Raw genomic sequence first — 22,377 nt, 5'->3', positions numbered from 1 at the left:
GTTGTTCCCCCTTATACAAAGTAGCAAAGTTTCAGCGCTGTTTTAGCCGCTGTATCAATGCCGGTCAATTTGGATGATACGAAAATCCCTGCAATCCAAGCAGAAGCGCCGATATCGGTTATCGTTGTGTCTTGATCATTATCCAAGATGCACACGGCCGCTTGAGATCCGTCTGTTGCAGAAGAAACATAGGGAATATACTTCCCCGTTGCCGTTACCTTGCCAAGCACAGTTCCCTTTTTAATCACTCCGTTGCCTTGAGCCAGCAGTACACCACCCGGAAGTTTTGCTTGGAGATCCGTGGAAGCAAGTACCTCAGTGAATTCCTGAGTATAAATCGTGCCTGGACCCGGAGCACCATTATATTGTGCTGGATTCATATTACTCGTCCTCCTTCAGCAGATTGCCTCTGCCAGTGTTTTTGAGGGCTGCAATTGCAGCTGTTTTAGCTGCTTCTTTCTCAGCTGCCTGAAGTTGCTCTGGTGTCTTTTGAGCCGCTGCTTGCGCATTGGCAGGTGGTGTTCCATTGGCTGCACCGGCAGGAAGATCAGGGTTATCACCTTCTGTGTGGCGACCACCGCCGCCAAGAGCCGCTTGAGCTTGCGCTTCATAGCTAGCACCAATCTTTTCAATTTCTGTTACCGGTAGGTTAGAAAGCACCGTCTTCATCGCTTCAACGTTAAATGCTTCACCCAGCGCCCGGACACCAGCTCCACAGGCTTGTTCTGTTACTTTAACTTTGTACGCCGCGCCATCAGCAGCTTGAGCACTCAAAGCCGTCAGTTTCGCCGGGATATCAGTGTCATTTTCTACACCCAATGCTGCTCGGACTTGTCCGAGTACACCATTTGCAGCCGCTAGTGCAGTTGCTTGTGTTTGTGATGCTGCTAAAGCAGCTTTTTGTTCCTCTGTCACAGTGTCATCTCCTTTGGCCTGTGTTTCAGGCTCATTGTTTTTTTCTTGCTTGATTACAAATCCATCAAGCCCAGATTTTCCGCTAAAAGAATAAAAGACGCGTCCGCCACTTGGTAGTGACTTCGCATCTTCAGATAAAGATTCCCATTTGACACTTGATTGAGTTTCTGAGGTATTACTCATCCCTACTACCCCAGCACCAGGATAAGCTCCGTCAAAGACGAGTGAATTCTCCATGAGATCTCCGTCATTGATATCAACGGTACAAAGTTTAGTATCATACTCTCTACCACGAATGTGAGGACAATTCCCACCGAAATACTCCTGACCACAGATCGAACACGTCTGGCTGCTTACCGTGAAGCCAATTGAAGTATCAAAGATAGTTCCGGCATCAATACCATCGGCTATTTGGTCAATCTTGATATCTCCGACTTCTTGGCCGAGTTTCATGTAATGATCTGCGTACAGCGCCAGTTCATCCCCATCCATCTGCAATCGACTTTCAAAGGTTCTTCCTATTGGAACTGTTAGAATACCAAGGTTAGCCCATGAGTGATCCAACAATAGTGATACGCCTGCTTTAGCTTGGACTGCCATTTTCCGCAAAAAGTTAGGAGTAAGGCGATAAAAACGATTAGGGATCATTTGATCACCTACAAGTTTTGCGGGAAAGACATAAGTTTCATCTTCCGTGAGTGGAACACGGGCAAGTTGATTGATTAATGCTAATTGCTCAGTTGTTGGTTTAGCCATTTACTAATTCTCACCTCCCTTTCGTAATTAACAATTAGATGTTTGATCACCTCCGCGCTCATTGGCGCATCAGAATTAAACTCTTGGAGGCCAATCCCATTTACCGCCGCCTTGGCCCTGAACAACACTTCGATTGAATAACATTCCTTCTGGATTGAGAACACATAAGTCCACACAAGTAGCATTATGAACTTTAGTAATGATTGCTGCTCTCGGTTCGCTTTGATATTCGCCGCCCGGCGTGCCATAACTGAAATAGTGAACCATACGACCTACTGTTGGTTGCATATTGGCTATTCACCTCCATTCGGTGGAATTTGCTCGTTTGGATCGGTTTTATATTTTCCCTCAAGGTCTGCCAGTAGTTCGGATGGAATTTTAGGATTAAGACCCATTATCCAACGCGCTTCTGTTGCAGCCTCTATGGAGGTAATGTAACGCTCTTTTTCAGCCAGTACGTAGTTATTAAGCTTCGCTCTCAAATCACGCTCACGCTCCATATCAGAACGCAAATCAATCGGTGCATAATCAGCTTCAACCTGCGTTTGCACACCACGCACTCTTACAGCCATAGAAAAAGCCCGCTTCCAGAAACGTTTGGTTACGCTCCGGGCGGACTCGACGGACTTGATATATATTTGGGTATCCACTGAGCTGTATGTCTCTGTGGAACCTTGATGCCGTGATAACAAGGTGAGAAGTGTCTTTAGACCAGTTGCCATTTGGGTATCAATGATATCGATCAACTTTTTAATGTCGATCATCGGTCCTGTGTTACCGCCCTTGAGGTATTCAACCTTTACACTATCCCAGTGAACTAGGGCATCATCTGGATTGAGTGAATTGAAATGGTTTAGCATCTCATCCATTCGTTCCTTGAGCCATGTCTGCTGCGCTTTAGGATCATTTTTGATACTTGGCGGCATGTTCTTCAGCATGATTTCTTCAAGCATGGAAATGTCCAACCGTGGATAGCCCTGATTATGAACGACTGCCTTGAGATCCTGAAGCACCTGAAGGTGAAAGAACACAACTTGTAGCACCGGCAGGAACGGCGTGCGTCCGTAAGGATCATCAACCATAGGGTCGAATTCTTCATAGATGAATGTCGGTGTGTCGATCTTCTTATACTGCCCGAACCATTCCTCGCCTGAATTCCTGCTGCCCGGGTTCTTTACATATTGCCACGGCACAAGCCTGTTCGTGACTGGCTCCCTGCGGAACCATATTAACGCCGGATCTACTGGCACAATATCGATTACATCATTACATCGCTCATTAAGGACGACTTCACCGGCACACGCCCCGCGAACCATGATCATCATGCGCTGAATCGTATCCAGCTTACCGAGTGACCGCCCGTGTTGGTAGCCGGGTGACGACAATGGCGTTTCAAGCATTTCCTTAATTGCGTCCAATTCTCGTTGCCCGGATTTGTCATCACTACCTGATTTTTTCTTAGCTGTGAAGGTTAACTCGGTATCTCCCATTCTGAGGTATGTGTATAACGCATGAGAAATGTCCGGGTGAACTGATATAAGAAGCTCAAGTAATTCTTCTGCTGTGTAACTTTGGAGCTTAGTCAAATCAATATTGTGAGCGCTCTGATATTTCTTCGGTAACCAGTTAAATATGCCCCAATTATTTGAGTTACTGGTTACTGTTGATCTGCCTACACCCATCATCTGACGCTTTACTGATGCCGGTAGGATTGCATTAGCAGCTGAATAAATAAGTTTATGATACCATTTCAAGTTTTCACCTCCTCCAGACATAAAAATAGAAGGCAGGAAAAGTTTCCTGACCTTCTGTATTCGTTCATACTTCTATGGATTAATAATATCATTGGTTTTATTCGGTGTTACTACGGGTTTCATGAGTTATTTTCAGTGGAGTATTTTCTTGAGAATTCTAACAGAAATCTATTTCGGTTGCCTTTGTTGTAAATAAACATATCGGCGAACTTCTCTCTCCAAGATTCATCGTATACGCTTAGGCTTTCTATTTTGTATCCCAAGAATGAGTTTAAACGTTCTCGCGAAACACTCACGTCAAATGTGTATGTTTTGTGGGGTACCATGATGTACACGTTATTCAGATAAGGAAATTGACGTAATATCCTTGCCGGTTCCCCCACTAAAATTTTGTCTATTTTATTTTGAGTGAAGTAATCATCATAATCGATCTCAGTGATTAATGGATTTTCATTATTTGATTTATAGTCTTCATAATCGGAAAAATAAAATATATTAACTACTCCATTTTCAATTGCCACACTCTTGATGAACGTTCTTCCAACAAGATTTCCGATATAACCCTCTAGACTTCTTAAAGTCTCATCTTTCATAACTTAGCCCCCTTAGTTTCTTTTTATTGTAACACCTCCAATACTAGGAAGCATCAGATTCCGGATTTAGTTTTTGGATACAAAAACAGAAAGTGAATATAAAAATCACCTTCTGTCCTTTTTGTTTTTTTAGTCTTCTTCGTGTCTCCTCACGAGCCCTATATGCTGAGGATATCATCTAACTTTTTACTAAGAGCCATTTTTGCCATTTGATCTTTAAAAACTCCAAGTCCATAGACTTCCTGTAAATCATCAGTAACAATAGCTACATGCAAGAACTTAGAAGTACTGGCTATGGCTTTAAATGCTGGAATAGTGACTTCCCCTAAAGGAATTAGTATATTAAGTATCTTGTCTTGAGTTAAACCTCGCAATTCGACACCAATAATATTATGTTTCCCTTCGACATGAAACGCCATTGAACCTAAAGAATCACTTTCTCGTATGCTACTTCTAAATTCCTCGAAAAAAGTACGTTTTTGTTTTACAACAACCATTAATTGTTCTGCGTCAGCATCATATAATACCTTGCTGTTGCCTGTTTCAATGTCAACTGCTTGTTCTTTAAAGAAGTCCTCGTAAGTTTGCATATAATTCTCCTTTATTAGTGATTTTAGGATTATACCAAATAGTAAGTTTTCCCACTATGTGTTATGTCCTTTTTAAAGTTATGGCTCCTATGCTCGGGATCATAACATGTTTATTACTTGGTGGACGCCGTAATCTCATCTGATGGGCAATGCCGTACCCTAAAACTCTATCATCTTTGCAGCCACCTAATGTTCCCTTGCCCATAGCCTGCGGCTTGCCGGCTCTATTGCGGACAAAGGTCTTCATCTCGCTAATCAGGTTAGCATCATTGATACGCCATACTCCCTCTCGAATGCCTTCTATAAGCGCGTCTACGAGTATCGGACGCGTGACAGTTGTTGTAGGCCATCCGGGTCTATTCTCATTCGTTCCAGCTTCAGCGTTATAGGAATCATGATGATAAAGGTTCGGATAGAATGTCACGTTCAACAGCGTGTTAATGACACTGTGCCCCACATTGTTCGTTTCTACGCCTAACAGCGCATCGCCATACAAACGCCCTACATAGTCCAGTTGCTTGGCGTAGATATCCAGATCCATTTGCCCGTAAACTGCGGCAACGTCTTCACCGGTCTCGGCATCAATGATATAAGCTGCTGAAGCATCCCCGCCTTCCAACCCTTCAGCTACGTCAGCTCCGATGCAATATTCTCTTTCAGGATCGAATTCGCTGAAGACTTCAAACTCTCCGCGTTCATCCTCGATAAATTTGACCGATGTCCAGTCATAACCCGCACCTTCAATTGCCGGAGGAATGACTACTGAGTATTTGATTCCTTTTTGTGTATGCTTGGTCATGGCGTCAAGCTTGTCTTGATTGAATACCGTCCGGCCTGTGACCAAGAATGCCTCTTCTGGTGTGGAAGGATACTCCTGCCGGAATAGCTTTTCATCACCTTCAAAGTCATTCCTGATTGTATAGCGTCGCCATTCTAATTGTTCATCAGCTAAATTGAACTTTTGTTTTAACTCGATTTCTTCCTTGGTTAGTTCAAAATCATCTGGAATCTTCATTCGATAATCCGGCATATCGAACCACGGGAAGAACAATGGAATGTAGTCGTTATTACCGGCTACAGCGTTATCCCACATTTCTTTGTATATCTCAATACCGTTAGCTGTGGATTCGATAATGCCGACTGTACGTGGTTCCTTGGAAAGGGCAGCGAATAGGGAAGCCAGATGTTTTTTCTTGCGATTCTCAGGCCAGAACGCCAACTCTGAGATGTGGAGGTAATGAATAGTCTCTGAACGAGCTAAGACCCGATTCTCCGCTGATTGTACTGTAATCTTTGATTTCAGTCCCGGTTCTTTCTTACGATCAACGTCCTTCATTGCTGGGCTTTCGAACGTAAGGCGACGGCTGTTGTTCCGTTTGCGCATTGGTTTAATGTGCTCGGGGATATAATCATAGTAAAGCCGGAACATATCATAAAGGTTTTCGGATGCGCTGGAGTCCTGAGCTACGATAAACGCATTCTTTGCTTCCTGTAACGAGGACAGATAGTAAATGATAGCTTCTGTTGTAGTGGAGAATCCCATCTGTCGCGCCTTTAAGATGATGATACGCACCGGTTTGCCTGATTTAATTTGGTCGAATACTGTTTTGGCAAGCTTCTTCTGCGCCTTGTTCAGGGTGAGTGGTACGATATCCCCCGTCTTAGTCTTAATCCGCAGGAATTCAAAACAAAAGGCCTCAAAGTCATCAAGGTTTCCCTTGAGTTCCTTAAGGCCTGCTGGATTATCTCTATATTCACTTTCGATCTTTCTGTTAATTTCTCCAGCCAGATCAACGAACTTTAGCTTCGGACCTTTTGCCCCTCCAATTGATTCAGCCGCTTTACGGATCTGTTCATGCAGTTTAGCCAGCACATTTATTCACCGCCGCCTGTATATAGCTTCTGCTGATCAATCAGTTGCTTCATTCGTGGGTTGGCGGATATACGGATGATCGAACGGTCATAAGCTCCATCACTAGACTCTTCCTGGAATATCTCCATGAAGATGTTAATGTACTCTTGTACCAGCTCGAATTGGAACGCCTTCTCCCTTAATGCAACAAGGAACTTCATGTTCTCGCGTACCTCACGGTTAAGCGATACTATTTCAACAACCTTCCGGCGTAATTCCACTTCGAATGAATTCTGCCAACTCTCGATGAAGCTCACATAGTTAAACTCTTCACCGTCATTCATGAGTTTATCAATCAGTTCATCCATCTCTTCTCTGAACAACTTCGGTAGATCGTCCACCAGTTCAAATCGATCAATGAGGCGTTTGGTTGCATCAAGGTTGGTTTGAATAATATCTATCTCCTGATGAACTGTCTTAATCACACGCCTGCGGTCAGCCACAATTGCATCTTTCTTCTTGGCTTGTTCTGCCGTCCCCTTCTCTTTGACATACTTCGCTACAGCTGTATGTGAGACTTGCTCATTTGCCCATTCAGAACATTCTTCAGCGATTGCTCGTACAGTCTTTCCGTTCCTCACACCAGCCCACACAATTTCCTGACACCCTAATGTTTCTATCTTCGATGGCTTTGCCACTGAGCATACCCCTTTTCTATTCTTGTAACGTTTGTAACGTCTTGTAACGCTTGTAATGGCATTTTGTAACGTTTGAAGCGTTACAAGTTAGAATGCATATAATGAAGAGCCTTATTCTATAAGGGTTTAACTTGTAATTCTTGTAACGTTACAGAAGGCTTACAAGCAAACAATCGGTTAAGGAAAATTTTCCTTAACAAATAAAAAACGCCCTTCATCGGCGCTGTCGGTTGTTGCCTATATGATTTGCTGACCTTCGTTAATCTGGAAGTTATCCAGTGTAATCCGATCATCATGTTTCCTTGCCCAAGCTAATGCCCTCGGTACATCAAAGTGACTGTTACCATAGCATGTGATCAGCACAACCTTTCCTTCGCGAATAGTGAATATCCACCAGGCATCATAGATCTTGATGAAATCTCCATCTCGTCTGTAGTCCCCTGCTGCCAATTGTTCACGTCCGGCATCCCGAATCTCTTCAAACGTCGCCGGCCCTACCCTTTCAGTGAATTGCTCATGTGCATGAATAGTTAGCTCTAATCGCAATCCATTTAGTATCATTGTTATCTCTCCTTAAGTATAATTTTGTTTCATAGAAATAGAAAAAGCGCCCAATGAGGCGCTACTTGATGAAGATATACTGGTTGTATGTACAATGTAACATGAATTTAATTCGAATTTACTACGTCAAAAGTCTATGAAAAGATAACTTAGCCCTTGTCCTATTGATTATCGTAAGCCTGAATGAATCTTTTCCAATATTCCCGTTCAACCCTGTGTATTCGGCCCTCAACCATAATATTTCGTTTCTTACGATCAACTTTTTGCACTCGTCGTAGATTGATATGTAGTTTATTGGATATGCGTTGCATATCTGCCTTCTCCAATTCTTTAGGCATTAGCATTGCAGCTACACAATCTTCGTTTAGTATGCGGTAATTTCCATTAGCTGTTACAGCTAAAATCGTGTCACTTGCTCCTCGCATCACCTTATTAATATCTTTTCCGTTGATGATTATGATTTGATCACCTCCAGTGGGAATGGCAAATATCTGTTCTTGCTTCTTAAGCCATCCTTTCATTACCTTCAGTAATGGATCAGATTTCATAGTTATTCCTCCGCTGATGTTTCAGAGAGTCTTCTATGCAAAGCGGGAGTTATCCTCTTGGTAATTTATTCCTAGGTACATTAAAAAGAGGTATCCCATCTAATGCCTCCAGGACATTGTCAGTATACCGCTCGTTTGTTTTGATGTAGGCAAGGATTCGCACCTTGCATGGTAAATTTCGCGGTATCTCGTTTATGCCCGATATTGCTGGAGCTTCAGCGCTCTTTTACCGAGAGCTATTAGCTACACCGCTACGTTGCGTCTACCTTTTCCGCCACTATATCAATAAAAAAAGCAACTGATGGCGCGTATCTACAAGCCCGTTACCGGAGCTTCCCTTTGCGCATGCCTTCATGAAGGCCATCAGCTGCCACTATATAGCACTCATACAAACCGTGAGACGCATACGGTGATTTACGCTCTTTACTGAGCCGGCACAGAAGCCGAAAGGAATAACCGCTAACGGCTGTCCTCTTACTTAATATACCATTGCGAATAGAAAAAGAAAACGGTATGCCGCTCTAACGCCCGTAGGACATTGTGTGCATACCCTTTAATGATTTGATGTGGGTAAGGGCCTCTCTCCCTTACACGGGGCCAGCTACTGTCTGCATCGTCCGCCTCTTAAAGCAGGATCTCTACAACGCATCCCGACTCGCTCTAACGTCTGCGTCTCTCTTCCGCCACCACATCTTATGTTGTACTCATTTATCCGTGAGCACTAACGGATTATTGTTAGGCGGTAATTTGTAACATGCGGCTACCGCTAATCCGCCATGCCCCGGATTGGGCTACAATGTGCACCTTTAAGGCTTCGGGGTATCCCCCTCTGTGCACTGTTCTCATAGGTTTGTCCGGTATTTATTGACGTATCCGGTTCACGTTCTCGATCCATATCTTTAGCCGCTGAGATCACGGTTGCCCAGGAGGTGTTCGGGTATGAGTTGCGGTGTGATGTCCCGTCACAGATTGCCGCAACCAGATATGGAGTAGTACGGAAGCTCTCGCCTCGTTATCTTTATTATATTTGAGGCTTACTGCTGGTACACTACGGATATCAGCGTTCCGTTTAGTTTCATTTTTTTCCTGAATATCTATTCTTAATTTAAATCACAATACCTAATGCAACATAAAAAAGGAGGCCTTCCAATGGATAGTATTAGTGACATCAGCATCGTTGACAGCGGAGTAGACTCAGTTTCAATGCTAGTAAAAGACATCTTAACTGAAGATCAAATAAATGAGCTTAATCTTAAGTCAGAGAGGACATACCTGACAATTGGTAATCACACTGGTAGGGATCTTCACATTCAAGTCCAATGTGATGTTCATACTGATAACTGGGGACCAAATCAAGTCAACAATAACACTAACGGTCTTGAGTTGAAATCAAGGAAAGTCAATTTTGGCAATAACGCTAAATACTGCTTTACAGTTTGGAAGAACAATGCTGGTCAACCAGGTGAAAAAATTGGTGAATTTGATCATAAAGTAAGGTTTAATTTAGCTGGTAACAGAGATCATATTGAATTTACAGTTGTAAAAATCAATGGGGAATACAATCTTCAAGTATGGTCGGTTAGATTAGCGGCTGCGATATTTATCAAAATTATCACAGGTGCATTGGAACATGCTTAAACTGTAAGAAAAACAACTTAGACCGCGTAATCACATTTAGTTACTACGGTCTAAGTGTTTTCTATCTTTCTCAAACCAATTTCTCCCACTTTATTTCGTCCTCTTCCATAATCGATGGTAACGTAATCCAGTGTTCCATTGAATAACAGCGTGTTCGCAAGAGATGCGATAACCTTACGGCGCTTTTCTGCAAATGTAGTAGCTTCGATGCCATAAGCAACTGTTTTGTATCCCTTTCGCATGTACTCTACAGCATCCTTGTATCGATATTTTCTTTCTCCTACAAAGAGTAGTTGTACAATCTTATGTTCATGTGGATCGATAATGTTATTAGCTGCGTGCGCTACAGCTTCTGTAACTCGTTTATAAAGAAGATAGTTATTATGACGTGTTTCTTTAGCTATGAGCACATTAGCTGGCAGATTGGATATCGAATCACTTGAACCTAGTCGCTTTACTGCTCCTTCTACTCCAGCCATATCAAAATCGTTTAGTCCATTCTCCTGTGGCTGCTTAAGTACAAATTCATAACTATCCACTAATCCTTTTATGGTCCGGTAACTGTTGAGCAACCAAATGGTTTTTCGAATATCTTCCTGATCTGCATTTACGAAAAACTGCACCTGATAAACTTGAGAAATCAATTCAACGTCATTTTTAGGATTAAAGTCACTCTCTATTGTTGGTAATAGTTCAATCATGGAAAATTCTCCTCTCTACGGCTGTCTTATATATTTACTGTCAGTATAGAGTGGATTTCATACGTCTTTACTACGGATAATTGGTCTTCTGTTATGCCGTAAGCCACCATACCACGGCGTCGGAATTCTTCAGGATCTTTGTCGATTAGGTCATAATCATCTATTAGATATTGGGCTGGCTTTTGTGAATCAATAATATATGTGTTCAGATCCACGAGGGTTTCTATATGTTGTTGCAATATGAAAGCGTCATTCTGTTCAATCTGTTTATTTATTAACATAAAGTTTTCTCCTTTATAAGAGGATTTGTGAATATTTGTATGGAATAATCAAGTTAGATACTAATAATTTCAAGGAGGAGTTTTTTAATGAATTTCATATCTAAAAGCGAGTTCCGACTGATACTTGAACAGCTATATGAAAAAATTGAAGATTTTAAGTGGACTGAACTTATTTCACTAAGTGAACGCGGAACGAAAATCCCAGCCGATTCTGGAGTATTAATTCTAAAAAATAAGGATCGCAATATCATCTACGTATCAGCCAGTAATGATTTACAAAGACGACTAGAAGAATTGATGTTTAAATCTCAAGGGAGATTTGATGACGCAGTTTATGTTCAGTTCACTCTTGAATATGAAAGATTCATTCGTTTTGGTAAGAAGGCTGATTTTAAAAACCTTTTGAAATTCATCGAAATCGGTGAAGATAATTTTTCAAATGTTCTTGATGACGATGATCCAAGAATTATTGAGCAGGATAAAGAAATGGCTAGGTTAATAAATAAGGACCTTTATACCACATCCTAATTTTTGCGCTTCAGCCCTCTTCTTACTACAATCAATTGGGGAGGGTTGTTATTCTTGCAGTACGTATGTTTTTCCACCAATAATTAGTTTTGTTACGATGCCTTCTTTTTCTTCCATGATCTGAATTACTGCTCTTTTACGTTTAAGTTTGTTGCTCATTTATGTTTACCTCGCTTTCAGTTTATCAAAGTGTCTTGTTCCTATCTTTATGGGGAGCAGATTATGTAAACCTTATCCGGCCCCCGTTTCACTGGGATTATTCGGTCTGACTCGATGGCGCTTCGCGCACAACTGGTTCGTACTCGTCCATTTTGATCACGCTCGGAACGCCTGTCTTGTGATCTACAATGAGTGTATAAGTCGAAGAGTCCCATCCCAGAGTCTCCGGTTCATCAAATATCGCTACATGGCAAAATGGGCATTCGTCTAACTCATGATCATCAATTTCATAAAACTCACCTTCACACTCAGGACAGCACAATCTTCTGACTGCTATTGCCATATTGCTCGTTTCCCAAAAGTTGATACTCTTCTTCATATCCTCTTCTCCCCCTCAATTCTCTTTTCCCACGTAATAGTACAGTGTCTACACTTGCCGCATTCGTACAAAACTAAAAGTTGACCTCTCCTGCTGTTTATCCCTTCAAACTCTTTGGTTATGGATACCGTCTCATGAGCGCATAAGAATTGCTTTAATCGAACGGACAGTTTTAGCGGATACTTATCCATTCCTCTTCTCCCCCTTATACCTCTAGTAGTTTTGGATTCTCGTAGATGTTGCCGATGACTTCGGATGTAGCAGCAATATGAGAGTCGAAGAAGTGTCCTGACCAACCACCGTTACCAGCATTAATTTTATAAAGGTCTACAGGAACCAATTTGTAAGTGCATTTATGAGTATCGAAGCATACAATTCCTTTGCGGCGTTCGTCACAATATACATGGGTGTTGTAGTCCTCTATATCCCCTTCGTAGATCTCCCGGCCGTTCTTGTCCTTTAATCCGGTGTATTGCAGCCAAACTGTGTCCTCCGAAAAATCTTCCAAGTGCGGGAAGTCCAGCAACCATTGTTCCAGCGTATGACCATAAGTCATCTTTTTGATTGTCGGCAACCATGCCTTGTATTTAATCTCTCTGCCCATCGTGTATCGTCTCCTTTGATTGGGGGTCTCAGCCCCCTAAATTGATTCTGCTGTCAGCACTTTTGATATTTCGATAAGTGCTTGTTTTGACAATATCTCTACATGTGAATTGTCTTCTTCATCGCGTTTATTCGGGATCACATGAAAGACATCGTCACCCTGACCCACCATAAATACATGATCCTCTCCAAAGCGATCTGTCCATTTGATTGGTAACATGTGTCTCAGCCCCCTTATAAGTTCAGTACAGCCCTGCGGCCTCCGCTGTCGCTATGTAATGCGGTCGAATCGGAGGCCTGACGGCCAATCAGTAATACTCTCTGCCTTCGATAGACTCTGTAACTGTTCGGTTATCTTCGCCTCTCTCATTCTCAATGTCAGAGTAAGCGCCCTTTATCATCTTCACTGTTATACCGATGTCATAAAGATAGATGATTTTCTCCATCAAATCAGAATCATTAAGGACATCCTCTAAGTCGAAATGCATACCATGTTTTTGTTGAAATAAGTTTCGGCGTATTATTTTCGGTATATCGTTATCTTCCCTTGTGAGTGTCATATCGTTTCCTCCAGTCCCTTTAGGAATTCCATGATCTGTGTCGTATATTCTCCCCTTGTGTACACCATCAGTTGACCAGTTTCCTCGTTCCGTAACCATATGAATCCTTTCATGGGTAGCCATTCAGCAACAGCCTCATAGTATTCCTGACATTTGTCGATCGTTTCTTTTTGAAGTTTTTGCATGTCTGATGTCATTGGTTATCTCCTTCCTCAACATGCGTTTGATCGTAGCACCACACGCTGATTTTTCCATTCAAATTCTTTTTCATAGCGCTAGTTATGACTCCGTTTTCTTTCATGTCCCGCAGCGTTTTCTTCCACTCGGTTTCTTTAGCTTCGACTTCCGTCCTGTTCATTTCTATTCGCCCTCCTTGGGTGCTGGGGTATCTGGGTAAAGGGTGGATAATGTGCGTTGTAATTGTCCTAACACAACTTTTGCTGCCAGTGTTTTGTCACTCCATAGTTCGAGATCGTTAACCGCAAGCTGTACCGCATCTTTTAGTTGTTGTTCCCGTGCCTCTGCTGCGTCTGCTCGGTCTTCTGTTGCTGTCAGTTCATCATTGAGACCTCCCAATAAGCTGCGAAGTCTTAGTATTTCTCTACCACGTCCCGACATGATCTCTTGGAGTTCTTTGGCTTCTTGGAGCCAGTATGTTAATGCAAACATAGACTCGCGTACGTTTCCCGGCGTGAGTGGTATTTTGTCTGCGTGTCTGCAAAAATCAAAATCCTTTTGCCAGTCCCTTTGTGTCATTGGGCTTCCTCCCCGATCTTGATCAAATCACCTTTAAACATTTCTGACTCTTTTCTGCATTCTGGATTAGGGCAAATGTGAAATGAATTGTTTTCCCTTTGTTGAATCTCGCAAATTTCATCTGAGTATGTTCCGTACTTTTTCATTGTCTCGGCATTCCAAAGTTTCGAGTAAGATTTAATCCTGCAGTGTGGACATGTATATTTCAGTTTCATGTTATATCCTCCTTTGGGAGAGGAGGGATACTCCTACTCCCTTAATGATCTGAATGATCTCTTACGGCTCGTGCCTATTCGGTCGTTACGATGGCCTGTCGGCCGTTTCTTCGTACTGTTCAGGATTGCTCGTATCCACATACAAGGTCGTGCATTTCCGCAATGACTTCCTCGCTTTTTCCCTCTTGCAGCAATGTCACCCATTTATCCAATTGCTCGTACCACCCTTCATTCATTTCCTTTAGCATTTCAATCCCTCCTTTTCTCCTGACTGTCCGCAATCACCAGCTACCGAGTCGTACCGAATAGGGATATTCTGAATTTCTCTCCCATTCCTCGCTGTCACGTATTCGCTTAAATTCACGAAGAGATTCTAACGAATTATTTAGGTCTTCCTTAAAATCTTCTTTTTCCCCATCATCCTGAGCAATGGAAAGTTGGAAGAGGTTCCACAGGGCACCATTTACAAGATGTGCCTGCTCCATCAGATCATATCTCTGACTGGTAGCAGCTCCCGTATCCATCTGATTCTTAATTCCGGGGACAATATTTGAGTGCTGCTGAATCTCCCATACAATTTTCCGTTCTGTTTTATTCACTGGAACCACCCTTTATTAGCGAACTCTCAAGCCTGATACGTTCTTCACAGGATATGCAATTTTCAATAATCTCTTTATTTGATGGAGACTTGCCATGTTCAGCAATATACTCAATTACAAATTCTCCGACCTCTTCCCTAAAGTCACCCGCGAATGGGCCGTTAGGGTCATCACCTGCTAGTGCTTCATATTTCTCTAAAAACGTCCTTCTATAGCGCACCATTAATCACTCCTCTAGGTCGTGGCGACTAGAATAGGAAGTATTCTCTTTGCCGCAGGATGGGCAAAATGGAGGATAGGAATAACTCCCGGAAGTGAAGAACACTTCTTCACATTCAGCATCTAAACACTTTGCCTCAAACAGAGACTCATTCTCTGAAATCGGAATCACACGAAGTCCTTGCGTAGTAGTGAAGGTTTTCATTTTCTGGATCCTTCCTCGACCTGGGATAGCGTGATATATGCCGCCTCTGCCCTCTCTCGGGGGCTGGCGGTGAGTAAGTCACCAATATCTTCAAGATTTATTGATTCCCATCCGTCAATTTCTTCAGGTTCTACAGCGTCCTTCCATTTGACAATAGATAGATTCCAAACATACATTTTTGCGTCTACCTCTATAGCCTTTGCCTGTACCTCTAGGCTGGCAGCTGGGTCGGTGCAGTAATCAGGTGCGTAGGTCCATATCAGATCCTCTGTACCACTGGAGGTAGCGCGTATTTTTCTGCCAATCATTAAACTCCATCGTTCCTGAGTTTTGGACCATTCCACCGTGTATCCCATCAACTCCGCCAGCGCCCGGTTAAGCTGCTGGTCTGTCTTATCCTTTACCTGTGTCATGACTGCACCCCTTCCTCAACCAATTCACCCATGCTTCCACCACTCTCATACCAATCAATCACCTTTTGTTGTCGGGCTATGGTCTGCTGTGCCTCTGCTAACTTGCCTTGCACCCTCTGCATTTCAGTTTCGTACTTCCCGTCTTGGAACAACATTTCTTCTCCGGCTAATTGTTTGCAAATTTCGTTTAATCGTTCCCCCTCTTGTTGTGACTCTTCTAGAGCAGCCAGCAACTCGTTCGTGCCTTCACATAAGGCAAACACTTCACCTCTCAAGTGCGCTTCTGCTCCTCTTGAATTGTCAGCAGCAAACCAACTATCATCAGCAGTTTGTTTGATCTCTTCTATCCGTTCTGGTGTCAGCATTGAGATTCCCCTTCACCAAGTAATTGAATTAATAGCCCTTCTGCAAATTCTGCTGCTTCCACTTCTTCGCTTGGAAGTAGTTCTCGGATATATCTATGCCCAGCCCGGAATGTTGCCAGTTTGCGTATCGCCTCCCATACTTGCGCCCATACACCAACGCCGAATTTTTCATATAATGGGCCTTTATACTTAGCGTATAGATCAGCTAAAGGACTCTTTGCCGCAGAGTGGCTCACTCTTAAATCTTGCTTGGTTAGGTCTCTTAGGATTTCAGCTTTTATATCTGCTTTGAGCAATGCAAGCTGTTCTGGTGTCATGCTGGGTAAGGAAACTTTTCCTGATTCACTCATTTGCCCCATACCTCCTTATGGCATGCCTTGCAAACTTCCAGTTCATTACCGTTGAACTTATTTTTCATGACCAGTTCTGAATGTTTTTCCTCACAGAGTTGGCAAAGTGTCCGACCACATTCGGGGCATTTCTTAAGTTCAGTCATAATGTCACCCTCTCTTAATATCCATTGGATTGCCGATCATGGTTTACTTTGTTCTTGGCTGTATAGGCTTCTGTAATCTGCTCGAAGGTAAATCCTAATCGTTGCTCCCCCAAAGCGTAGAAAGCATATAGTGCCCCTTTGAAAAAATGTTTTCGATGCATATCGAAATTCTCCATTGGATTTGCTAAAAACTTGTCACCGATAATCGCTCCAACCTGATGGAGAATCTCTGTGAATAGTACGGAAGTTTCTCCATCCACGTATTCGTCGCAGCAGTAAAGGTCATCTGCCGTAAGGTTGAGCTGTCGCGCGATGCTCAGGAAGAAGTGTAGGCAATCTACGTATTCTTCAAGTAGTTTTTGTGGTTGTTTTTCCGGGAAGTGCGGATAATCCTTAAACGCTCCAATATGTTCATCATGAGCTGCAGCATACTCCACTCGTGTTGATTCCCAGCAATGTTCACACATGTCGGCGCCAGCATCAGCCATAAACGGAGTTGGGCGCGTATAGCTAACTTCTTCTCCGCAGTAACTGCATCTTTCAAGTGGGAACATCTTCGGTTCCTGTCGGTTGCTCCAATGCTTGAATCCGCGCCATTCATTTGCCAATTCTCCGATTTCTACCTGAAGAGCTAAGACTGTGTTCGGTAGCAGGTCAACGCCTTCAAGCCCCTTTTCTTTGATGATCCGTGCATCCAATACTTTCTGCATTTCATACATTTGCTCTAGAGTTAATGTGCTCATACTGGTTATGCCTCCCCTGAAATGGATTTTTTAAAGCGCTCGACTCCGGCTAGTCTTCCAAAAATAAACTCTTGATCAAGTGGCGGCGTATATGGATTTTCGTCTTCTTGTGTACGATAGAGGTAGGCTGCTATGCTGGATGCCTTATATCTTTCCATAGCCAGCTTATAGTCAAGAATCATGTTGGCAATCTCTTCTGGGCTCTCCTTAACCAGCGCATGTCCCGCACCGGGAATTGTGACATCGGTATAGACTTTGTAAGTTCTAAACACTACATCTACCGGAATGAATACAGACGTTTCACTTGCAATATCTCCGCGCCCATTTAGAAGTACTTCCGTGAGTTTTATCATGCTTATCAGCTCCTTTATAGGTTTCAATCCGTGAACTATGGCACATGCCCCAGTCCTCACTGATGTTATAATTTGGATATTGGAGGTGTTAAATTGACTTATACTACTTGGATAGCGATTTTTATAATCATCATAGTTGCCGCACCAGTGAGTCTGATTAAGCTGCGCAAGAAAAAATAGATTCGGCCTGGTAGGGGAGAGGGTGGTTAACCCTCCTCCGTGTTTTCGCCGGTCCAAGTCTCGTTGCACTCTTCCCAAGTCTTGTCTTTATTGATCCACTCTGTGTCAGAATTTTGAGGAGGATCATTCTCGACTGCCTTCTCCGTAATGTCGTGAATATCGTAGATATAAACCTCAATATCCCGGAATTCATAGCGGCCGCGCCGATCGGAATAATGGTTACGCGTCCGGACAATCTTCGCTGAAGGGAATCGAGATTCGATCAGTTCAATGAGCTTGGCGCGGTTACTATCGTTATCAATCAAATGAGGATCATTTCCACGCTTATCAAATTCAATCTCCCATCCTTCCTCCTGCATTTGCTCAAGCCGACTTTTATGCTGAACCTTGTCTGTTTCCGGTGTATCGCTAAACGTAGATCCCATATACCCGAGCATGAAACAGAAGTTTGCCTTGTAGAATCCGTATTCCGTGAATCCGGCATCAGATACATGTCTAAATCCATGTACTTTCCACCATTTCGATACAGTGCTTGTAAGATGAGTGAGTTGCTGCTGCAATCCATCCACAGGACGGGACGCTCCCATCTGCTTCTCCAATTCATGAATCCGTTCGTTAGCTTGACGAATCTCACAATACCGCTCTTCCTTCTCCTTAGTTAGGACACTCTCATAACCGAGTTGCTTGGCAATATCTCCGAAGTGACTTTCAATTAAACTCGGGAGAATTCCGGCCATTTCTTCAGACAGGTCGTCAGCGGTGATCCATTCATGCAGTTGCTTGGCAGCAAAGAACAAATCCTTCGTTGATTTCAGAACAACCGCTTTTTCATCTGGGTTAAAAGTTACATTAGGTTTTTGAGTCATGCTTGTTTATCTCTCCTTATGGGCTATGCCCGAATTTGTTTTAAACTCCCAGCTCCCGCATTTCTGCATCCTCTGTAGCATCCAACGTGATTGATGGCATGCCATCCCATAACTCTCGAATCTCATTAGCCTTAGCAATTACTGCTGCTTTCTGCTTTGGTGTTAATACGATATCCATAGCCTCTTGATAATGGTTTTCGGCTTTGGTGTACGCCCTCGTATGAAGTACATTCATGTACTTCCAAAACTTATTAGTACTCAAAGATTTGATTCGCTGGAAGCGTCTGCGCTGTTCTGTTTCGGTCATTTAAATAATCACCTCACGTTGTTATATGAATTAACAAGATTTCATTTGACCTTTCGAGACCTGCTCCTCCATTCTTTCTCCCGTTTCTCAGCTATCTGATCAATCATGTCGGTTACGTTTGTGCGGATATACTCCCTACAATGATCCGCTTTTACACCACATGTAACTGCTTCGCTAGAAACGAGAGCAAGTAAGTGATCAACTTCCTCTAATTTCCGATATATTTGCAATTCATAAGATTCAAAAATAGGTATTAATTCACGTTTGTTTACAAGGCGCTGCATATACGTTGCATCTCTGACCTTAGCCATTTTAACAACTCCTAATCTTCAAAACGTTCACCATAGTTGTAAACCTTTGGCTCTTCCAATGGTCTACCGAATACGTCAGCCATAAGGGTCGCGAATACCGCCATATCCTTATCTTCAAAGGACTGAAGCAACCGCAATTCTTTAGCCTTGAGACTGCGTCCAGCAGCCGAACTAAGAAGATCTACAACCGGTTTAATCTGATTCTCCCGTTCTTGCTTCTCACTTTCTTTCTGTTGTTGAATATTTTGTTTATGATGAAATTCCTCCCAGTCCTTTTCATCGAACCAAAAGTAATCTCCATATTTCTCTCGGTATACTGAAATCCAATATTGGAGTAATTCATCGGTCGTTTGAATTTTGTCGTGACAAGGCCAACAGACTCTAAGCCCATTCGTTTTTACACCCCGCCCCTTCCGGCCTCTAGGCCAAACGTGGTGAGTAGTATTTGACGAAGCAGTTTTGCAGCACGGGCATACTTCGCCTTGTTCTGCAATAAGCTCATCAATCACTTCCTTAGTAAAGTCACACCGATCCTTCGAACTCTGTCCTGGTTTGTGGTGAGCAAGGAGTGCCTTTTTATGTTCTGGAACTTCTTTTTTAGTCTTTGTTTTGTTTGAACGCAAGCTACTGTATGGGGGTTTCTCCTTGACTTTCTTTTTAGGTTTCCAGAATGTTTTGTGTTCACCCATGCTCTTTTACACCTCCTATATTTCTATTTTAGGGCTAGAACAATGCTGTTCCGCCGCGCCGTTACTGCGGTTTTAAGAAATTCTCTCCAAGTAGCCCGCCTGTTCCAGTGTTTGATAATGCCGTTCGCGCTCGTCTGCCGTGAAATGAATCAGTAATACGGTATGAGCTGCATAAAATGCGATTGCTTCTCTAATTTCCTGCGATTGATCATCAAGTTCCGTAAGATCAAGTTTCTTTTTATTCATACACTCACTCTCCATCACTTAAGGGAAATTTACCTTTTAATTATTATTCGTTATCGCATTACGTATATTTAACTGTAACTCAATAATATACGATATCGAATAATAGGTCAATGGATCTTGCGAAAAAATATTCGTTATCGTATAATCACTTTGAGAGGTGATATATTTGAAGAAAGTACGCCCTAAACTAAATGAGATATTAAAAGAACGTGATATGACTCAAATGCAACTATCAGAAAAATCCGGCGTTCCTCAAGGATCACTAAGCCGATTCGATAAGAATTCAAGACACGAAGCAAGTCATTTATTCTCAATCTCTGAAGCTTTAGGTATCTCGATAGAGGATTTGTTTGATAAGGAGCAAGAGGTATAAATCCTCTATGCTCCTTTGTTTTAATTGAACAGTGTTGTGTTTCTCTTGAGATCCTCTATGAACTTACCTTGCATTTCCGGGAACAATACCCAAGGATGAAAGTCTCCGTAAAAGTCACGTACAGCCAATGCTACTACTTTCGTGATCGCCTCAGCCCCGGTTTTAGCCCACACAAGAACTTTCTTTCCGTCATTATCCCAAGAGCAATGTTCAGGAAAATCATCACAATATCTAACAAGTTCGAATCCACCACCAAATTGATCTATGAAATGACCTCTTAATTGCCAAGCATCATTCATATTTGTTGAAGGAGAGAATCCATCTTCTAAATCTATCACTGTAACAAGATCATCCAGTTCCTTGCTTGGCCCCATTTTAATAATTTCTTCTGCTGTCATTTACGCGCCTCATTTCTTTGGAGGAAAGTTAGATTGTACAATTGGTTTTCCGTGATGATCCCAGAATGTATCTTTTGGCAACTCACGGTATTTCCGCAGTTCTTCTTCAAATAGATAATAGCGTTTGTATGTTCCATATACTCCACTGACCGTCTCCACTTCGCCAGGCGGCAACTTAGTTGGTTCTTCCATGTTTACTCCCGCTCTCAGGAAAAACTAAAGTGTTGCCTGATAATTCAGCCCGAAGTTGATTTGGATCATTTTCAGCAGCCTTCAACTGTTCCACCTTCCAAATGATCCGCGACAACTCACTCTTGTCATGTTCATCCAGGTATCTATCAATATCTTGGCTTTCGAGTACTACGTCCTTTGGGGTAGCCGATGCGCTCATATTTCATCTTCCCTTCTGCCTTCTTCATTAATTTGTTAGCAGCCCGTTTCCGCGCTGCTTTCTCTTTCTTTACTTGATCCAATGGAACAAACTCACCGCTCTTTTTAGTTAGTATTTCAATGCGCATAGTTGGATATTTTGCTTGGAAAAGCTTCAACTTCGTACGGAATACTGCCGTTTCAGCACCTTTTATGTCCACTACCCGTTCCGATCCGTCCATATCGGTGATTAGGAAATCAGCGATATACGTGATCTTAGGCTTCTCTTGAAGTATATATTTGGGCTGAAGAGTAAAATCCTTTATGAGTCCAATCTTCTTCAACTGCAGCAGATGCCGGTAATACTCGCCTTCCATCATACTGTCGAATCTGTTCCCGGTGATTTTGATATTGTATTTCTTCAGTTGTGCTTCCTCGAACATTGTTCCGTCTGAGGTAACTATGACCTTCTTGGCATTGTATTTGTTCAATATCCATTCACCTGACGCTCATGATTGACTTTGTTCTTGGCTGCGTAAGCATCGGCTATCTGCTCGAATGTAAAATTGAATCCAACAAGACCGATAGCTAAAAATACATACCAAGCATTCCTGAAACATATCTCACGCTTTGTCCTTCCGAGTTTTTCCTCAAGCTTCTCATCGCGGTCTCTTTCCATATGAAATTTCATGAGCCAGTACATCGATTCCAAGAATGCACCTGTTACTTCTCCATCTAAACCTTCGTCCCTTGTTTCTTCAATTGCATCTTCTGAAATATAAAGAGCGTCCAGCCAGCCGTATTGACCTGCGATACTCAGGAAGAAATGAACGCAATCAACGAATTCTTCCAGAAGGGGATTGGTAATCTTCCCTTTTTCATTACAACGACCACAGATAACGCGTTCTCCACTAAACCAAAATCCCTTTCCGCTGCATTTCGGACATTCAATCAGGGCATCGTATCCATGCTTCGGTTCGCTGCGATCACTCCAAAACTTAAATCCCCTGTACTCATTTGCGCACTCTGCCAACTCGACTTGGAGAGCCAGTGTTCGCTTGTAAAGCAGATCCTGACCTTCCAGTCCTTTTTCAGCAACGATCTTTGCATCTAGTTCTTTTTGCATGTTGTACATTTCTTCAAGAGTAAGAGTCATTA

General features: G+C 42.6%; 40 protein-coding genes. 3 read left to right on the top strand and 37 right to left on the bottom strand.

Annotation, left to right across the window (positions count from 1 at the left end; genetic code table 11):
• Nucleotides 1-11 precede the first annotated feature (11 nt).
• The 10 genes from NST58_RS13050 to NST58_RS13005 all read right to left on the bottom strand — a co-directional run bounded on the left by NST58_RS13050 (nt 12) and on the right by NST58_RS13005 (nt 8,267).
• Nucleotides 12-380: a head decoration protein gene (locus NST58_RS13050; RefSeq protein WP_339248221.1), complete on the bottom strand. Its 369-nt coding sequence runs from the start codon at nt 378-380 to the stop codon at nt 12-14.
• Between the two features lies 1 nt (nt 381).
• On the bottom strand, nt 382-1,671 hold the full coding sequence (locus NST58_RS13045; protein WP_339248218.1) for a hypothetical protein: 1,290 nt from the start codon (nt 1,669-1,671) through the stop codon (nt 382-384).
• Between the two features lie 75 nt (nt 1,672-1,746).
• Nucleotides 1,747-1,959 carry a hypothetical protein gene (locus NST58_RS13040; protein WP_339248215.1) on the bottom strand — a complete coding sequence of 71 codons (213 nt, stop codon included), beginning with the start codon at nt 1,957-1,959 and terminating at the stop codon, nt 1,747-1,749.
• Nucleotides 1,960-1,964: 5 nt separating this feature from the next.
• Nucleotides 1,965-3,425: a hypothetical protein gene (locus tag NST58_RS13035; protein ID WP_339248212.1), complete on the bottom strand. Its 1,461-nt coding sequence runs from the start codon at nt 3,423-3,425 to the stop codon at nt 1,965-1,967.
• 119 nt (nt 3,426-3,544) lie between these two features.
• Nucleotides 3,545-4,018: a hypothetical protein gene (locus tag NST58_RS13030; protein WP_339248210.1), complete on the bottom strand. Its 474-nt coding sequence runs from the start codon at nt 4,016-4,018 to the stop codon at nt 3,545-3,547.
• A gap of 158 nt (nt 4,019-4,176) precedes the next feature.
• On the bottom strand, nt 4,177-4,608 hold the full coding sequence (locus NST58_RS13025; RefSeq protein ID WP_076275295.1) for a hypothetical protein: 432 nt from the start codon (nt 4,606-4,608) through the stop codon (nt 4,177-4,179).
• A gap of 61 nt (nt 4,609-4,669) precedes the next feature.
• Complete coding sequence (locus NST58_RS13020) at nt 4,670-6,481, bottom strand: DNA packaging protein (RefSeq protein WP_339248206.1); 1,812 nt, start codon at nt 6,479-6,481, stop codon at nt 4,670-4,672.
• A 2-nt stretch (nt 6,482-6,483) separates the two neighbouring features.
• Nucleotides 6,484-7,158 (bottom strand): hypothetical protein, encoded by a 675-nt coding sequence (locus NST58_RS13015; protein WP_339248203.1) that lies wholly within the window; start codon nt 7,156-7,158, stop codon nt 6,484-6,486.
• Nucleotides 7,159-7,395: 237 nt separating this feature from the next.
• Nucleotides 7,396-7,719, bottom strand: a complete 324-nt coding sequence (locus NST58_RS13010) for a hypothetical protein (RefSeq protein WP_339248200.1) — start codon at nt 7,717-7,719, stop codon at nt 7,396-7,398.
• A gap of 161 nt (nt 7,720-7,880) precedes the next feature.
• Complete coding sequence (locus NST58_RS13005; RefSeq protein WP_339248197.1) at nt 7,881-8,267, bottom strand: hypothetical protein; 387 nt, start codon at nt 8,265-8,267, stop codon at nt 7,881-7,883.
• Between the two features lie 1,149 nt (nt 8,268-9,416).
• On the opposite strand from NST58_RS13005, the gene NST58_RS13000 reads away from it, so the two are divergent.
• Entirely contained in the window at nt 9,417-9,905 is a 489-nt protein-coding gene (locus NST58_RS13000) for a hypothetical protein (protein ID WP_339248194.1), read from the top strand.
• A 50-nt stretch (nt 9,906-9,955) separates the two neighbouring features.
• Here the strand turns inward: NST58_RS13000 and NST58_RS12995 are convergent, their stop codons facing one another.
• Both NST58_RS12995 and NST58_RS12990 read right to left on the bottom strand, forming a co-directional pair.
• The gene (locus tag NST58_RS12995; RefSeq protein ID WP_339248191.1) at nt 9,956-10,606 is read right to left on the bottom strand and encodes a hypothetical protein; all 651 of its coding nucleotides are present in this window, start codon (nt 10,604-10,606) and stop codon (nt 9,956-9,958) included.
• Nucleotides 10,607-10,632: 26 nt separating this feature from the next.
• On the bottom strand, nt 10,633-10,887 hold the full coding sequence (locus NST58_RS12990; protein WP_076208575.1) for a hypothetical protein: 255 nt from the start codon (nt 10,885-10,887) through the stop codon (nt 10,633-10,635).
• An 87-nt stretch (nt 10,888-10,974) separates the two neighbouring features.
• Between NST58_RS12990 and NST58_RS12985 the strand changes: the two genes are divergently transcribed.
• Nucleotides 10,975-11,415 (top strand): hypothetical protein, encoded by a 441-nt coding sequence (locus NST58_RS12985; protein ID WP_076208576.1) that lies wholly within the window; start codon nt 10,975-10,977, stop codon nt 11,413-11,415.
• A 256-nt stretch (nt 11,416-11,671) separates the two neighbouring features.
• On the opposite strand, the gene NST58_RS12980 is transcribed toward NST58_RS12985, so the two are convergent.
• From NST58_RS12980 to NST58_RS12880, 21 genes are all read right to left on the bottom strand, one after another.
• Nucleotides 11,672-11,953 carry a hypothetical protein gene (locus tag NST58_RS12980; protein ID WP_339248187.1) on the bottom strand — a complete coding sequence of 94 codons (282 nt, stop codon included), beginning with the start codon at nt 11,951-11,953 and terminating at the stop codon, nt 11,672-11,674.
• Between the two features lie 205 nt (nt 11,954-12,158).
• Nucleotides 12,159-12,557, bottom strand: a complete 399-nt coding sequence (locus NST58_RS12975; RefSeq protein WP_339248184.1) for a YopX family protein — start codon at nt 12,555-12,557, stop codon at nt 12,159-12,161.
• A gap of 36 nt (nt 12,558-12,593) precedes the next feature.
• Nucleotides 12,594-12,776 carry a hypothetical protein gene (locus tag NST58_RS12970; RefSeq protein WP_339248182.1) on the bottom strand — a complete coding sequence of 61 codons (183 nt, stop codon included), beginning with the start codon at nt 12,774-12,776 and terminating at the stop codon, nt 12,594-12,596.
• An 88-nt stretch (nt 12,777-12,864) separates the two neighbouring features.
• Nucleotides 12,865-13,116, bottom strand: a complete 252-nt coding sequence (locus tag NST58_RS12965) for a hypothetical protein (RefSeq protein WP_076304718.1) — start codon at nt 13,114-13,116, stop codon at nt 12,865-12,867.
• Complete coding sequence (locus NST58_RS12960) at nt 13,113-13,313, bottom strand: hypothetical protein (RefSeq protein ID WP_339248179.1); 201 nt, start codon at nt 13,311-13,313, stop codon at nt 13,113-13,115. Before NST58_RS12960 ends, NST58_RS12965 begins: the two co-directional genes overlap by 4 nt.
• A complete protein-coding gene (locus NST58_RS12955) occupies nt 13,310-13,474 on the bottom strand; it encodes a hypothetical protein (RefSeq protein WP_339248176.1) in 165 nt (54 codons plus the stop codon). The genes NST58_RS12960 and NST58_RS12955 overlap by 4 nt, the downstream gene beginning before the upstream one ends.
• A 2-nt stretch (nt 13,475-13,476) precedes the next feature.
• Entirely contained in the window at nt 13,477-13,872 is a 396-nt protein-coding gene (locus NST58_RS12950) for a hypothetical protein (protein WP_339248169.1), read from the bottom strand.
• Nucleotides 13,869-14,087: a hypothetical protein gene (locus NST58_RS12945; protein ID WP_339248164.1), complete on the bottom strand. Its 219-nt coding sequence runs from the start codon at nt 14,085-14,087 to the stop codon at nt 13,869-13,871. The genes NST58_RS12950 and NST58_RS12945 overlap by 4 nt, the downstream gene beginning before the upstream one ends.
• 119 nt (nt 14,088-14,206) lie before the next feature.
• Nucleotides 14,207-14,335: a hypothetical protein gene (locus tag NST58_RS12940; protein ID WP_339248162.1), complete on the bottom strand. Its 129-nt coding sequence runs from the start codon at nt 14,333-14,335 to the stop codon at nt 14,207-14,209.
• 33 nt (nt 14,336-14,368) lie between these two features.
• Nucleotides 14,369-14,686 (bottom strand): hypothetical protein, encoded by a 318-nt coding sequence (locus NST58_RS12935; RefSeq protein WP_339248159.1) that lies wholly within the window; start codon nt 14,684-14,686, stop codon nt 14,369-14,371.
• Entirely contained in the window at nt 14,679-14,909 is a 231-nt protein-coding gene (locus tag NST58_RS12930) for a hypothetical protein (protein ID WP_339248158.1), read from the bottom strand. Before NST58_RS12930 ends, NST58_RS12935 begins: the two co-directional genes overlap by 8 nt.
• A 197-nt stretch (nt 14,910-15,106) precedes the next feature.
• Entirely contained in the window at nt 15,107-15,523 is a 417-nt protein-coding gene (locus NST58_RS12925; protein ID WP_339248155.1) for a hypothetical protein, read from the bottom strand.
• Entirely contained in the window at nt 15,520-15,888 is a 369-nt protein-coding gene (locus NST58_RS12920; protein WP_339248152.1) for a hypothetical protein, read from the bottom strand. Before NST58_RS12920 ends, NST58_RS12925 begins: the two co-directional genes overlap by 4 nt.
• Nucleotides 15,882-16,238: a hypothetical protein gene (locus NST58_RS12915; protein WP_339248150.1), complete on the bottom strand. Its 357-nt coding sequence runs from the start codon at nt 16,236-16,238 to the stop codon at nt 15,882-15,884. Before NST58_RS12915 ends, NST58_RS12920 begins: the two co-directional genes overlap by 7 nt.
• A 160-nt stretch (nt 16,239-16,398) precedes the next feature.
• Nucleotides 16,399-17,127, bottom strand: coding sequence for a dUTP diphosphatase (locus NST58_RS12910; protein ID WP_339248147.1), 729 nt, complete (start codon nt 17,125-17,127; stop codon nt 16,399-16,401).
• Between the two features lie 5 nt (nt 17,128-17,132).
• On the bottom strand, nt 17,133-17,480 hold the full coding sequence (locus NST58_RS12905) for a hypothetical protein (protein WP_339248144.1): 348 nt from the start codon (nt 17,478-17,480) through the stop codon (nt 17,133-17,135).
• Between the two features lie 206 nt (nt 17,481-17,686).
• Nucleotides 17,687-18,526, bottom strand: a complete 840-nt coding sequence (locus NST58_RS12900; RefSeq protein WP_339248141.1) for a hypothetical protein — start codon at nt 18,524-18,526, stop codon at nt 17,687-17,689.
• Between the two features lie 40 nt (nt 18,527-18,566).
• Nucleotides 18,567-18,833 (bottom strand): hypothetical protein, encoded by a 267-nt coding sequence (locus NST58_RS12895; protein WP_339248138.1) that lies wholly within the window; start codon nt 18,831-18,833, stop codon nt 18,567-18,569.
• A 41-nt stretch (nt 18,834-18,874) separates the two neighbouring features.
• On the bottom strand, nt 18,875-19,144 hold the full coding sequence (locus NST58_RS12890) for a hypothetical protein (RefSeq protein ID WP_339248135.1): 270 nt from the start codon (nt 19,142-19,144) through the stop codon (nt 18,875-18,877).
• 11 nt (nt 19,145-19,155) lie between these two features.
• Nucleotides 19,156-19,833, bottom strand: coding sequence for an HNH endonuclease (locus NST58_RS12885; RefSeq protein WP_339248132.1), 678 nt, complete (start codon nt 19,831-19,833; stop codon nt 19,156-19,158).
• 72 nt (nt 19,834-19,905) lie between these two features.
• On the bottom strand, nt 19,906-20,079 hold the full coding sequence (locus NST58_RS12880; RefSeq protein WP_339248130.1) for a hypothetical protein: 174 nt from the start codon (nt 20,077-20,079) through the stop codon (nt 19,906-19,908).
• 157 nt (nt 20,080-20,236) lie between these two features.
• On the opposite strand from NST58_RS12880, the gene NST58_RS12875 reads away from it, so the two are divergent.
• Entirely contained in the window at nt 20,237-20,452 is a 216-nt protein-coding gene (locus tag NST58_RS12875; RefSeq protein WP_143766307.1) for a helix-turn-helix transcriptional regulator, read from the top strand.
• 20 nt (nt 20,453-20,472) lie between these two features.
• Here the strand turns inward: NST58_RS12875 and NST58_RS12870 are convergent, their stop codons facing one another.
• From NST58_RS12870 to NST58_RS12855, 4 genes are all read right to left on the bottom strand, one after another.
• Nucleotides 20,473-20,850 carry a hypothetical protein gene (locus NST58_RS12870; protein ID WP_339248124.1) on the bottom strand — a complete coding sequence of 126 codons (378 nt, stop codon included), beginning with the start codon at nt 20,848-20,850 and terminating at the stop codon, nt 20,473-20,475.
• Nucleotides 20,851-20,859: 9 nt separating this feature from the next.
• Nucleotides 20,860-21,042: a hypothetical protein gene (locus NST58_RS12865; protein WP_339248121.1), complete on the bottom strand. Its 183-nt coding sequence runs from the start codon at nt 21,040-21,042 to the stop codon at nt 20,860-20,862.
• Nucleotides 21,043-21,188: 146 nt separating this feature from the next.
• Nucleotides 21,189-21,710 carry a DUF1064 domain-containing protein gene (locus NST58_RS12860; protein WP_339248118.1) on the bottom strand — a complete coding sequence of 174 codons (522 nt, stop codon included), beginning with the start codon at nt 21,708-21,710 and terminating at the stop codon, nt 21,189-21,191.
• Nucleotides 21,707-22,375 carry a dUTP diphosphatase gene (locus tag NST58_RS12855; protein WP_339248116.1) on the bottom strand — a complete coding sequence of 223 codons (669 nt, stop codon included), beginning with the start codon at nt 22,373-22,375 and terminating at the stop codon, nt 21,707-21,709. Before NST58_RS12855 ends, NST58_RS12860 begins: the two co-directional genes overlap by 4 nt.
• Nucleotides 22,376-22,377 lie beyond the last annotated feature (2 nt).

The sequence above is a fragment of the Paenibacillus sp. FSL R10-2796 genome (genome assembly GCF_037965315.1).
Classification (GTDB): Bacteria; Bacillota; Bacilli; order Paenibacillales; family Paenibacillaceae; genus Paenibacillus_AQ; species Paenibacillus_AQ odorifer.
This window is presented reverse-complemented; position numbering and strand designations above follow the sequence as displayed.

Coding starts and splice junctions, on each gene's coding strand:
- NST58_RS13050 (WP_339248221.1), bottom strand. CDS start 380: ATGAATCCAGCACAATATAATGGTGCTCCGGGTCCAGGCACGATTTAT.
- NST58_RS13045 (WP_339248218.1), bottom strand. CDS start 1,671: ATGGCTAAACCAACAACTGAGCAATTAGCATTAATCAATCAACTTGCC.
- NST58_RS13040 (WP_339248215.1), bottom strand. CDS start 1,959: ATGCAACCAACAGTAGGTCGTATGGTTCACTATTTCAGTTATGGCACG.
- NST58_RS13030 (WP_339248210.1), bottom strand. CDS start 4,018: ATGAAAGATGAGACTTTAAGAAGTCTAGAGGGTTATATCGGAAATCTT.
- NST58_RS13025 (WP_076275295.1), bottom strand. CDS start 4,608: ATGCAAACTTACGAGGACTTCTTTAAAGAACAAGCAGTTGACATTGAA.
- NST58_RS13010 (WP_339248200.1), bottom strand. CDS start 7,719: ATGATACTAAATGGATTGCGATTAGAGCTAACTATTCATGCACATGAG.
- NST58_RS13005 (WP_339248197.1), bottom strand. CDS start 8,267: ATGAAATCTGATCCATTACTGAAGGTAATGAAAGGATGGCTTAAGAAG.
- NST58_RS13000 (WP_339248194.1), top strand. CDS start 9,417: ATGGATAGTATTAGTGACATCAGCATCGTTGACAGCGGAGTAGACTCA.
- NST58_RS12995 (WP_339248191.1), bottom strand. CDS start 10,606: ATGATTGAACTATTACCAACAATAGAGAGTGACTTTAATCCTAAAAAT.
- NST58_RS12990 (WP_076208575.1), bottom strand. CDS start 10,887: ATGTTAATAAATAAACAGATTGAACAGAATGACGCTTTCATATTGCAA.
- NST58_RS12985 (WP_076208576.1), top strand. CDS start 10,975: ATGAATTTCATATCTAAAAGCGAGTTCCGACTGATACTTGAACAGCTA.
- NST58_RS12980 (WP_339248187.1), bottom strand. CDS start 11,953: ATGAAGAAGAGTATCAACTTTTGGGAAACGAGCAATATGGCAATAGCA.
- NST58_RS12975 (WP_339248184.1), bottom strand. CDS start 12,557: ATGGGCAGAGAGATTAAATACAAGGCATGGTTGCCGACAATCAAAAAG.
- NST58_RS12970 (WP_339248182.1), bottom strand. CDS start 12,776: ATGTTACCAATCAAATGGACAGATCGCTTTGGAGAGGATCATGTATTT.
- NST58_RS12965 (WP_076304718.1), bottom strand. CDS start 13,116: ATGACACTCACAAGGGAAGATAACGATATACCGAAAATAATACGCCGA.
- NST58_RS12960 (WP_339248179.1), bottom strand. CDS start 13,313: ATGACATCAGACATGCAAAAACTTCAAAAAGAAACGATCGACAAATGT.
- NST58_RS12955 (WP_339248176.1), bottom strand. CDS start 13,474: ATGAACAGGACGGAAGTCGAAGCTAAAGAAACCGAGTGGAAGAAAACG.
- NST58_RS12950 (WP_339248169.1), bottom strand. CDS start 13,872: ATGACACAAAGGGACTGGCAAAAGGATTTTGATTTTTGCAGACACGCA.
- NST58_RS12945 (WP_339248164.1), bottom strand. CDS start 14,087: ATGAAACTGAAATATACATGTCCACACTGCAGGATTAAATCTTACTCG.
- NST58_RS12940 (WP_339248162.1), bottom strand. CDS start 14,335: ATGCTAAAGGAAATGAATGAAGGGTGGTACGAGCAATTGGATAAATGG.
- NST58_RS12930 (WP_339248158.1), bottom strand. CDS start 14,909: ATGGTGCGCTATAGAAGGACGTTTTTAGAGAAATATGAAGCACTAGCA.
- NST58_RS12925 (WP_339248155.1), bottom strand. CDS start 15,523: ATGACACAGGTAAAGGATAAGACAGACCAGCAGCTTAACCGGGCGCTG.
- NST58_RS12920 (WP_339248152.1), bottom strand. CDS start 15,888: ATGCTGACACCAGAACGGATAGAAGAGATCAAACAAACTGCTGATGAT.
- NST58_RS12915 (WP_339248150.1), bottom strand. CDS start 16,238: ATGAGTGAATCAGGAAAAGTTTCCTTACCCAGCATGACACCAGAACAG.
- NST58_RS12910 (WP_339248147.1), bottom strand. CDS start 17,127: ATGAGCACATTAACTCTAGAGCAAATGTATGAAATGCAGAAAGTATTG.
- NST58_RS12905 (WP_339248144.1), bottom strand. CDS start 17,480: ATGATAAAACTCACGGAAGTACTTCTAAATGGGCGCGGAGATATTGCA.
- NST58_RS12900 (WP_339248141.1), bottom strand. CDS start 18,526: ATGACTCAAAAACCTAATGTAACTTTTAACCCAGATGAAAAAGCGGTT.
- NST58_RS12895 (WP_339248138.1), bottom strand. CDS start 18,833: ATGACCGAAACAGAACAGCGCAGACGCTTCCAGCGAATCAAATCTTTG.
- NST58_RS12890 (WP_339248135.1), bottom strand. CDS start 19,144: ATGGCTAAGGTCAGAGATGCAACGTATATGCAGCGCCTTGTAAACAAA.
- NST58_RS12885 (WP_339248132.1), bottom strand. CDS start 19,833: ATGGGTGAACACAAAACATTCTGGAAACCTAAAAAGAAAGTCAAGGAG.
- NST58_RS12880 (WP_339248130.1), bottom strand. CDS start 20,079: ATGAATAAAAAGAAACTTGATCTTACGGAACTTGATGATCAATCGCAG.
- NST58_RS12870 (WP_339248124.1), bottom strand. CDS start 20,850: ATGACAGCAGAAGAAATTATTAAAATGGGGCCAAGCAAGGAACTGGAT.
- NST58_RS12865 (WP_339248121.1), bottom strand. CDS start 21,042: ATGGAAGAACCAACTAAGTTGCCGCCTGGCGAAGTGGAGACGGTCAGT.
- NST58_RS12855 (WP_339248116.1), bottom strand. CDS start 22,375: ATGACTCTTACTCTTGAAGAAATGTACAACATGCAAAAAGAACTAGAT.